The organism is Bacteroides sp. 4_1_36 (genome assembly GCF_003466325.1).
In the GTDB taxonomy this organism is placed as follows: Bacteria; Bacteroidota; Bacteroidia; order Bacteroidales; family Bacteroidaceae; genus Bacteroides; species Bacteroides uniformis.
Map to the genome: position 1 here is coordinate 562994 of NZ_QSOX01000001.1, position 9994 is coordinate 572987.

11 protein-coding genes are annotated in these 9994 nt (G+C 40.4%); 9 read left to right on the plus strand and 2 right to left on the minus strand.

The window, feature by feature from the left end:
* The first annotated feature begins 10 nt into the window (after window positions 1–10).
* From DXD65_RS02680 to DXD65_RS02715, 8 genes are read left to right on the plus strand one after another with little or no spacing between them, the layout of a single operon-like run.
* Window positions 11–895 carry a TssN family type VI secretion system protein gene (locus tag DXD65_RS02680; protein WP_101602702.1) on the plus strand — a complete coding sequence of 295 codons (885 nt, stop codon included), beginning with the start codon at window positions 11–13 and terminating at the stop codon, window positions 893–895.
* Between the two features lie 4 nt (window positions 896–899).
* Complete coding sequence (locus tag DXD65_RS02685; protein ID WP_101604271.1) at window positions 900–2045, plus strand: hypothetical protein; 1146 nt, start codon at window positions 900–902, stop codon at window positions 2043–2045.
* A gap of 26 nt (window positions 2046–2071) precedes the next feature.
* On the plus strand, window positions 2072–2572 hold the full coding sequence (locus DXD65_RS02690) for a type VI secretion system TssO (RefSeq protein WP_101602701.1): 501 nt from the start codon (window positions 2072–2074) through the stop codon (window positions 2570–2572).
* Entirely contained in the window at window positions 2569–3015 is a 447-nt protein-coding gene (gene tssO, locus DXD65_RS02695) for a type VI secretion system TssO (protein WP_101602700.1), read from the plus strand. The genes DXD65_RS02690 and tssO overlap by 4 nt, the downstream gene beginning before the upstream one ends.
* Before the next feature lie 5 nt (window positions 3016–3020).
* Window positions 3021–3962: a PKD domain-containing protein gene (locus DXD65_RS02700; RefSeq protein ID WP_101602699.1), complete on the plus strand. Its 942-nt coding sequence runs from the start codon at window positions 3021–3023 to the stop codon at window positions 3960–3962.
* Window positions 3959–6298 (plus strand): type VI secretion system protein TssR domain-containing protein, encoded by a 2340-nt coding sequence (gene tssR, locus DXD65_RS02705; protein ID WP_117652554.1) that lies wholly within the window; start codon window positions 3959–3961, stop codon window positions 6296–6298. The genes DXD65_RS02700 and tssR overlap by 4 nt, the downstream gene beginning before the upstream one ends.
* Window positions 6299–6301: 3 nt before the next feature.
* A complete protein-coding gene (locus tag DXD65_RS02710; protein ID WP_101602696.1) occupies window positions 6302–7102 on the plus strand; it encodes a DUF5457 domain-containing protein in 801 nt (266 codons plus the stop codon).
* A 9-nt stretch (window positions 7103–7111) separates the two neighbouring features.
* Complete coding sequence (locus DXD65_RS02715) at window positions 7112–7357, plus strand: hypothetical protein (RefSeq protein ID WP_101602695.1); 246 nt, start codon at window positions 7112–7114, stop codon at window positions 7355–7357.
* Window positions 7358–7480: 123 nt separating this feature from the next.
* Here DXD65_RS02715 and DXD65_RS02720 read toward each other — a convergent pair whose 3' ends face one another.
* Window positions 7481–7885 (minus strand): hypothetical protein, encoded by a 405-nt coding sequence (locus DXD65_RS02720; protein WP_101602694.1) that lies wholly within the window; start codon window positions 7883–7885, stop codon window positions 7481–7483.
* Window positions 7886–7926: 41 nt separating this feature from the next.
* Complete coding sequence (locus DXD65_RS02725; RefSeq protein ID WP_101602693.1) at window positions 7927–9078, minus strand: hypothetical protein; 1152 nt, start codon at window positions 9076–9078, stop codon at window positions 7927–7929.
* Between the two features lie 473 nt (window positions 9079–9551).
* On the opposite strand from DXD65_RS02725, the gene tssD reads away from it, so the two are divergent.
* Entirely contained in the window at window positions 9552–9950 is a 399-nt protein-coding gene (tssD, locus tag DXD65_RS02735) for a type VI secretion system tube protein TssD (protein ID WP_101602691.1), read from the plus strand.
* The last annotated feature ends 44 nt before the right edge of the window (window positions 9951–9994 follow it).

Genomic DNA, 9994 nt, shown 5'->3' on the forward strand with positions numbered 1-9994 from the left:
TATGTAGAACATGGAAATATTACTATCTTTCTTTATCAAATATTTGTTGGCCCCCTTGCTTATGGTGGTCATGCTTTTCATTCTGAACGGAATGAAAAGTCTCAAACGGAAACTCAGTATGAAAAAAGCCATTATTTTCATACTTATTGCGGCTTTAATTATCGCTTTGCCCAGCCTTTTGGGATTTCTCCGGAACGAATTTGTTTGGGGTGGGCTTAGTCTCACGGTTTTATGTTATATCTGCTTGGGCTTTCTTTTTTGGAGATTCACAAGTTCGGACTTATTCAAAGCCATCGGACTGGGAGAGTCAGCCGGAGGGATTGTCTTGTTGCTGTCAATTTCCGGAATGCTGGGCGGTTGGATATATTATCTGGTGTTTGAGTGGTTAAGCCGTTTGCCCTATGCTTTCTGGTGTGCCTTGAATGTGGTCTGGATTATGGTTCCTTACATGATAATGTTAGGTAGAAAACTGTTCCTGTTGATTCCACCTCCGATTTATACTCCATGGGAACTGGCTTTCGGTACGTTCGACCGTAACTATTGGGACAATATCGACAGCTTTGAATCCAAATCGGTAAAGGTTAAAATCAATCGGAAGATCGGTGACAAGTTCTACGCTTCGCTGGTAGTCAGGTTGCCCGATGGCATCTCGTTAGGGAACTGGTTCAATTGGTTCATCGAGGACCAAAACAGACGTTTCCCCCAAAATAAAATCGAGACGGAGAAAGACGGCTATAAAATCGGATGGATGTTTTATACCACGAAATGGTTCAGTTACCCTTTGTGGATACGCATTCTGGATCCTGAAAAAACCAGTGAGCAGAATGGTATAAAAAACAACTATCCTATATATATTCGAAGAGTAACAGCAGCCACTACTGCAACAAATGAATAAAGGTATGAAAATGGAACATTTGCCGATTAATTGGGTCAACGGCTTAAAGTTGACCGCAAACCATTTCTTCGGGAACTACCATAGTGTAATGGAATCACTTTATAGAAGTACGGAAGAGAGGTTGACAGACTACAATTATGGATTGGGAAAATCGTTTGATAATTCAAACGAAAATGTAGAGTTTGCCATTAACGGAGAATCGCTTGACACATTGTCCGTCAGACTAAAAATGTGCAATGCAATAACCCGGAGCGGTTTACCCGTTCTCTTTTATGAGGGTCTATATGGAGATTATGTGCCGACGGCCACATTGACCGATAAGAATCCTCTGCCTATGGATGATAATTCTTATCTTATTTTGGTCGCTGTAAACCCGAACAAGCTGATTCCTGTCGGAGAGCCGGATCCCGAGGAAGTTCCGTTGCATCACCCGTATGTCTTGCCGCATATAGACTTGCATCTTCTTCCTAAAGTTCAGGTAAACAAGACTTTCTACAATAAAAATTTTTTAGTGATAGGAGAAATAAAAACACATGGAAATACATTCTCCATTGACCGTCAATATATCCCTCCCTTGCAGAAAGCCGCTCACCATGACGGAGTAAAGGTATTTATCAGTCAGCTGACGCATACGCTTCATGCCATAAAAGAAGACATACGGTTGATTTATAGCCGAAATTTGTCTGATAAGCGCAGGGATGTTTTAGCCAACAATACGTTTATTTTATGTGAAGCCTTCACCGGTTTTTATGACAGACATATTTTCTTTATCGAGCAGATTGCCAAAGAGCAGTCTCCGATTTTTCTTGTACAAACTGTCAATGAACTGGCCAACGGGCTTATTTCCGCATTGCAAACACTTCCGGAAACGATACGCGAAGAATTGCTGCAATATTACTATGAGTGGACCAACATCACACCGTCGGATTTTATGCACAGCATAGACAGTGTTGTTGGCATTACTTATAACCACGTAGACATAGGGGCGTCGTTGCGCGTGTTGGGAGGATTCATGACACTTTTAGGAACGATGTTCCACAAAATGGGAGAATTGGAATACATTGGACTGGTTCGCGAAAACATTGTAGTGAGCGAGGAAAGTTCTTCTCCTCTTCCTGAAGAGAAGAAAAAGAAATGGTCTTTCATGTAATGCTAATGTTAACTAAATCTTAAGATATGGAAGCTTCAAACATGGATGAGCGCCAACAGGCTAAATGGGCCTTTCTTATCATATTTGTCGCCACATTGGTTATAGTCACATTATGTGGAAGCATTTCGATAATCACGGCTCAAAAAGGTATTGCGCTGCTCGAAAGCAAAAAAACGGAGTATGACGAATTGTTCAAGAAACAGGCCGAATTCAATTTCCAAATAGAAGGGTTGTTTCGTGATTTGAACAGTTTGAAGGTCAAGCGGAGGAATGCGAGCGAACATAAGCACATGCAGAACTTGATTACCAAAAAACGGTTGCTTATGGAAAATGAGATCGCAAGTTCCCCGCAGAACATGCAGAATCACGAGATATACCGGATTATGCTTGAACAGATAAAAACAATCCAGTCTACAATGGATAATCTCGACCGGGAAAGTAAAAAGCGGGAATCCAATGTCGAACAACTGGAAAAATGCCGGCAAAAATATCAGGAATTAACAAAAAACAAATTGAACAAGCCATGACGAAAGATGAAAATATTTGGGGAAACGTCCGCTTTGTCTTATTGCTGGGATTCTCCGTTCTGCTTATTTTTATTATTCTGGGCAAATATGTTTTTGATGTGCCCATGAAAGAAAGTTCCGATCTGATCAAGGATATCAATCATTCGGAAATGGTATTCGAGAAACAAAAGGAGTATGGGAAACGGTCTAAGGTTATATGGAACCAGATAGACTCGTTGGACTTTAATGTTCATCAGGTACAGCGTATGGATGAAATCAAAGGTGAGATATCCCATTTGCGTGATATTTACACCCAAAATAGTATGAGTTCGAAATTCTTGTTCGGAATCTTGGCTTCAAAAACCTTAAAAATCCAATTCGACATCAGGGAGGAACTTAATAGTCTGATACGCAATAACGAACTTATAGAGAAAGATCTGGAAGAATGTAAAGCTAATATATAACCAATATGGATGATAAAAGAAAAATTACGGTCATTGCACTGGGTATATTGGCCATAGGCGCTATTGTCATAGCATTGTTCCTGCCATCAAAATCCAAGCTTGGCAATATTGACTTCTATGTGTTCGACACTAACGACAACTATCATTATGAGGTGAACGAACAGTTGGAATTCATGGTAAACGATACGATGGCAGTCAAAGGAAGGAATCTGGTCTGGCAAATGGGTAATGGAGATGTTCTCTCAGGCAGGCGGGATATAAAGTATACGTACCGACAGCCCGGGAAATATCTGGTCACTTTGGCTATTGATAACAATTATTCCGTAAACAAATACATTAAAGTTATTTCCGGAACTGATCGGGCGGCCATCGATTCTGTTCCGCGCATATACGGCACATCCGAGGGATATCAGGGTGAGGAACTGGTATTTGCAGCGGAAGGATATGGGATGGATACATGGTTATGGGAGTTTGGCGAAAGCGGCACGGTGGATGCGTACGACCAGCAGGTCGTTTACACCTATGAAACACCGGGAGAATATACGGTTACATTACAGACCAATACAACAAAATACCCGATAAAACACCATATTACTATCCTGCCCCGCTTTGAGAAAGCGGAAGAAACGGTTACTGTCGATTCTATCACGCTTGTGCAGGATGATATCCGGAAACACTTGCAGGCCATTGCAAATGCCAAAGTGTCCCAGCATGGTGTTTATTATGAACATGTCAACTATATCCGGAATAAATATTTTTGTATTCCCGCTGATCGTGTAGCAGTGGTGGTCAATGGTGAAAAATACAACGATTTTACCGGATATTGTCAGGGACTCCATTTTTTGGAAAGCAACAGTAAGAAACATATCCAAATCGATGAAGTCCATATCGACAGGATTTCGTGTATTTCTACGATACAAGTAACTCAAAGTTATACAGAAAAATGAAACAGTCATATCGTTACCACATATGCATACTGCTCTTTGTTTTGACGGGGGGCATTTGTTCCATTCCTGTCCATGGGCAGGTTTCGGCGTGGAACAAAACGAGAATTGTCGGGAAAAATGTTTTCAACTACCATCCTGATACGGACAAACGCCCTTCCGTGAAAAAGGATCGGAGCAATTTGATTGTATATTCTGACAGAAATGGAAACCAAGCCTATGAAGATCCTTATTTTCAGCGTAAAAGGAAGAAAGAGAATATAGGAACACCATATTATGTCATAGGAGAAAAAAACGGGACCTATAAATTGGTAGAAGTCAAGCCGGATATACTTGGTAAGCCCAAAGTATTTTATAGCTTTCTTCTAAATAAAAAAAGACATTTCAAAGACCCGGACAAGGTTGATTATGCCGGCTGGATACCAGTTGACAATGTCCTGATGAACAATCACGCCTATGTGGACAAAAAAAATAACCGGCCAATAAAATACCGGATTGGAATGACGGATTTGAGCCGGCTTTTCAGTTTATCCAGATATTTTAGGGGGGATACTTTAAGCGTTTATGGCGAACCATTCTTGAAGAACCGGGTGGATGGAGGTGTATTGAACGGGCAAATAGTCTATGCTTACAAATATGACAAAAGCAAACGCTCCGTTCTGATTTCCGATTCTCCTTCCTTGGAAGATGCTTCCAGAAAAATCTTAGGATGGATACCTGCCGATTTACTTGCTGAAGTCGGGCAAAACCGGGCGTTTCTAACTGGTATTGAAAATGTTTCCGATTCTATCTTGGGGGTTACGCACGCTTTGGATACTTTTTATATTCATGAAACCAATCTGCAATCACCGGTGCTGTTCGATTATATGGGTAATAGGCGGGATTGTCATTTTCCCGCATCGGAAAACACAGAAATAAATATCCCGTTATTGGTTTGGAGCAAACAGTGGAACAACCTTATAAATATCAAAGGCGGAAATATACATTCCGGGGATATCAGGCGAATGGAAAAAGAAAACAAATTGGTCAATGTCCATTTCCTGTATTTTGATTCCGAGCAGAAACAGGCTAATATATTTTGTAACACATTGCAAAATATGAAATTAAAATTTTCACCGGAGGTAGACTATGCCTTTACCGCTACCTGCGTATCACCTATGGGGAATCGTTATTCTTCGCTGCTCTCTGAGTTTTCCGAATGGCTTGATTTTATCAATAATGACAGCATTTCATATAAATCACGCTATGATGACGGTGCGGGACTTGAAGCCGCTCTGAAAAGAATTCTGGAGGATGTCAGCGGTGCTGTATTCGACAAGAACTTGTTTATTGTTTTAGGAAGCAGGCAAAAACTGGATTTGAAGGATAAGCTGATTGCTCAAATCGGGAGAAAATCCGGCGGTTTCCTGTTTGTTCAGACAAAACGTTCATACGATACGCCCTATCAGGATTTTATCTTACAGGCTAAGTTCATTCTTGATAAACTCTCTAAAGAATATACCAATTCCACGGCCGATTATATCGTGGATGACAAACTGGTGAAACTCGAACTGTTTCGAAACATGGAAACGGAAGATGCCAATGTCTATCTGTTTGATGTACCGAACAACAGTCTTTCTTTTGGAGGCATTCTCTTTCCTAAAGGTCGGGGAGAGCTTCAAAACACGACATTGGAGCTTGCTTTGGATTCCATTAATTCACAGATCCAGACAATAAATCATACTTTATTGACTTCTTTGTTGTTCCATGAAAGCAGACTTGGCACATTACGCAGCCGTCCCACCCATGATTTGAGAGAGATATTCATGCGTTCGGAACTGGCAGACTCCATGCGGTTGGAACGTATTGACCGTAATAGCATATCCGATGTCTATTTCACGAAACTCTCTGTTCCGGATTCTATAATGCAGAGATACAAGGATGGTTACCTGTTCAGTGAAGCCGAACTTGAAAACCTGCTTCAAAACTATCGGGGGCTTCTGCCGGAATTCTCAGGCAGTATTCAGAAGAAAGAGTTTCGGGTACTTCGCAAAGTGTACAAAAAGCAAAGAAAGAATCAGAACCGGGAGTTTCATCGCAAAGTATTGCGCAAAAATGCGGTTGTAGCCGATTTCTTTTATTACGGAACCGGTATAGAAGTTAATGAAGAATTGTTCCATGAGCTAAAGGCACGGCGTTTGAGAACCAGAAAGTGCAGAAAAAATAATTTCCATGTTATCTATCCGGCAACCATTGAGAAGTTGAAAACGCTGGAAGGTATGTATTTGCAAGGTTCTTATAAAACTGTGACAATCGCAGGAAATACTTATTACTTTATTCCCAAACATTTATTACCTTAGAATATGGAATCAACCAAAGAATCATTACAAGAAGAGATTTTAGAGATACTTTATCAGAAAAATCTTCAGACTCCTACATGGACTACATGTAGTGGGATTGCCTGGCTTGTCAAGGATATCAAAGTGACCGAGCGTAGTGTACGTGAGGTTTTGGACTGGCTGGTGAAAAACGATCTGGTTCTGTGTCAGGCTGACAAATATCAGATAAGCAAACGTGAATTCATTGAGATGTCCAAAAGAAAGAAAATACAGGAACGGGAAATGAACACTCAAGAGAGCGTACAGGAAAATGCCGATGTACATACCCCGTCTTTCCAATCAGAAAAACGATGTAAAGGAGTGGATGGCAGAAATGTACAGAAAAATAATCTTCTTTGTGTGGCTATAGCATTGGTGGCATTTTTATTGAGCGGCATACTTATTGGTATTTTGTTTTTCAACCATTATGCCCGTGAAAAAGCACCTCTTCCACACATGATAGAAAATCAGGATAGTATCCAGTTGCAAGGATTGCAAGTGAGAAGCATGGGATACTTGAAGGATGAATATACCCTAAATAGGAACTTCAAAAACATATCCGCTTCATTAAGCGAACAACAGGCTGTCAATAAAGAAATGCAAAGATTGCTCCGTATCCAGCAGGAACAGATCAACTGTTTAGTTGTGTTGAATAAGGAACAGGCCGGCATAATTGAACGGAACCAAAGGGAGACATATATTTACCTGTGGATAATCGGAGTGGCTATTTTAGCAACAAGTTCACTCCTGATAGCTTGGTATTGGAAACGTAATAATATTAATTAAATTAGATTTATGACTCGTGAAAAGAAAAAAATTACAATCGAAGTAGACCCATTGCAGGGTGCCGTCACTATCGGATTGTTGAAGGGGATTTTCCCAAGTATTATCAGGCAACTGGAAATACAGGGAGGTGATAAGCTTCATTTTACCAAAGTGGATGACATGCAGGAGGTCTTGGAAGAAATATATGAAAAATGCATTCGGGAAACCGATATTCGGAAAAAGCTTTTGGAAATGGGTATAGAACTGCCCAATTAGGCATAATCAAAAAGAGGGCTGTCTTCAAATAAACTTGAAACAGCCCTTTGTTGTATGGATAATTAAAATGTGCAGGAGGTTTACAGCTTATGGCATCTTTATATATACCTCCCAATACAGAGATTATCCTTTCTTTTTCCAACCAATTAGACTGAGATGCATGTCATTGAAATCGTCATCGTCTTGGTCTTCTATGAGCCAAGTGTAGCAGCGGGCTACTTCTTTCCCGTCTACCTCAACGAAGTTCTTGTTAGATTCCATCCGAATCTTCACGGATTGGGGAATATCTATTAGCATGCGCAATTCTTTGCCAAGCTGGACTGCGGAACCTTGCGCCAAAGGAGGATTTATGTCTGTAGACGCTTTACTGCCCGAGAAATAAGTAGTACATTCGTCTTTTAAGGTAACGGTAATACGGAAAGCCGCTTGAGTGGTGCAAAACCAAGAGAGTAAATAACCTTGTGGCATATCGATGACCTTGTCGCGCGAGTCGGCCAAGAGTTCAATGTTTTTAAGTTCTGTTTTCATATCTGCGTGATTTTAAGGATAAAAATTATAAAGAAAGCCGATTACCAGTCAGCCACGATGAATTCACCGGCGGATTCGATATTGTCAGCTTGCTGGCGAGTGACGTTCAGGATATCGTTATGCTTGAATCCAACTTTATTGAAATCGCCTATAGAACGGATGAGATGCTTCTTCGCACCAGAGTAGAAGTAGATTTCTTCATCACACTTCATCAAACAGGCCGACTCGGACAAGGGTTCGCCTTCAGGCATAGAGTCAAGGAAAACTTTCAAGACCCGGTGTATGGAATCCGTTCCAGCAAATAACGCCTGATAGGTGTTCATGTTGGGGATAAGGCAACGTTTGCCCCCTATGATAAGGTAAATGGCATTCTCGCCTTCGGCAGCTACTAAGCTTCCATCCAAATAGTCCACAGGAGCCACTTCCATTGCTTCGATATCCTGCAGGCTGTTTATCGTTAGGCTGCCCAATATATGGTCTTCCTTTGTCCAAGCACCTTCACGAGTATCTTTCTCAGCTAAGAACTTTTCAATGTATTCATCTGTAATGGCTTCAATTTTCTTTTGGGCCTTTGCCACAGCTTTATCTATCACCATTTTTGCCTCCTCTTCTGTTGGATTCAGAAATTCAAATAAAGCGATGATACTTTTTAATGCCTCTAATAAAATTTCATTAGTTTTATAAGCCTTGAAGATATTTTTTCTCGGAGCAAGGCAATCGTGAATGCCTTTGCGCAATTCATCCCTCTGCACTGCACCTGTAATAGCCGTAATAATAGCATCTAAAGCAATGGTAATAGCTATCATGCCCCCGAAGCGGGCAAATTTGAACCAAGTAGGATAACCTATCAATTTCACCAATGCGGCTTCACCGATACGGCCTTGGCTCAGCATCCAAGATTTCCATGCGATATTCATCCCTTTTATAGCCACTCCGCCTGCGAACAAGGAAGCTATAAATCCTACAATTTCTATGGCCAATGTCCCATCAGGAAGTTCTATTTTTACTTTCTCTGATTCTTTCATGTCGCCAAAAGCCTTGATGATCTGCTCGTTAGCCGTTTTAACAAGATTGTCGTATTCTGTTTTCTGATCGGTAACAAGCCCTTGATAAGCATTACATTGATAAACCAAATTGTTCAATCGATCCAACCGGTTTTTGTTGTCCGGATAAAATAAATCTACAAGTGCCATAACTTATTAAATTTAAAAACATTGTTATTAGATTAAGATTTGTTTAAGTCTGGGGCAATTTAGAGAAAAGAATTTAAACATGCAAGCTATATTAAAAGAAATGTTTTCCCGTATGAAGTTCAAACAGGTATATTTAACATATGTTGCAAGTTGGGGACAAAATTCCGTTGTGTGTCAAAATGAGAAAAAACGCAGAGAGCTTCTATTAATAATCCAAATAAAAAAATATCAGTTTTTTTTTGGATTTGTCATTCCTATTTTTTATGTTTGCGAATAACAAAGATGATGTTTTATTTTCCTTCTTTTTCTCCCCAGAAATAAAACAGGAATCAGACAGAAGATTACCGGAGGAAATTTCAAAAGATCATTTTTGAAGTTTTCTCTTTTTTGTTTTTATCCCATAAGAACTGAATTCAAAAAAGAGAGGAGAGATATTCAAAAACCATTGTTAAACTTTTAAATTTTCATTGATTATGGCATCATTTAGAGCAACATTGGAATTTGCAGGAAAAGAGTATGATGTGCTGCACTCCGAGTATGAATTCAGTCGTACGACCGACTCTAAGGGAAAACCCTCTTCGAATATTTTGGGAGGACGCGTAGGGGTTGTTATCGAATCCACTGATGACACCGCTACTATTGAAGCCATGCTGAACAGCCAGTTCAAGCAGGTGGAGGGAAAGATTGTCTACAAGAAAATCGAGGAGGATGCGAAGATGAAGGAAATCGAATTCAAGAACGCCTACATCGTACATTACAAGGAAACCCTCGATGTGAACAACGAAGTGCCAATGACAATTGCGCTGACCTTCTCGGCTGAGATGATCAACGTGGGGAACGCCGCTTTGGACAATCGCTGGCCGAAGAACTGATATTTTCAGATAATAGCACCGAATATTTATCCGTTGTCGTTTGT

Coding starts and splice junctions, on each gene's coding strand:
- DXD65_RS02700 (WP_101602699.1), top strand. CDS start 3,021: ATGGATGATAAAAGAAAAATTACGGTCATTGCACTGGGTATATTGGCC.
- DXD65_RS02715 (WP_101602695.1), top strand. CDS start 7,112: ATGACTCGTGAAAAGAAAAAAATTACAATCGAAGTAGACCCATTGCAG.
- tssO (WP_101602700.1), top strand. CDS start 2,569: ATGACGAAAGATGAAAATATTTGGGGAAACGTCCGCTTTGTCTTATTG.
- DXD65_RS02720 (WP_101602694.1), bottom strand. CDS start 7,885: ATGAAAACAGAACTTAAAAACATTGAACTCTTGGCCGACTCGCGCGAC.
- tssD (WP_101602691.1), top strand. CDS start 9,552: ATGGCATCATTTAGAGCAACATTGGAATTTGCAGGAAAAGAGTATGAT.
- DXD65_RS02685 (WP_101604271.1), top strand. CDS start 900: ATGAAAATGGAACATTTGCCGATTAATTGGGTCAACGGCTTAAAGTTG.
- DXD65_RS02680 (WP_101602702.1), top strand. CDS start 11: ATGGAAATATTACTATCTTTCTTTATCAAATATTTGTTGGCCCCCTTG.
- DXD65_RS02725 (WP_101602693.1), bottom strand. CDS start 9,078: ATGGCACTTGTAGATTTATTTTATCCGGACAACAAAAACCGGTTGGAT.
- tssR (WP_117652554.1), top strand. CDS start 3,959: ATGAAACAGTCATATCGTTACCACATATGCATACTGCTCTTTGTTTTG.
- DXD65_RS02710 (WP_101602696.1), top strand. CDS start 6,302: ATGGAATCAACCAAAGAATCATTACAAGAAGAGATTTTAGAGATACTT.
- DXD65_RS02690 (WP_101602701.1), top strand. CDS start 2,072: ATGGAAGCTTCAAACATGGATGAGCGCCAACAGGCTAAATGGGCCTTT.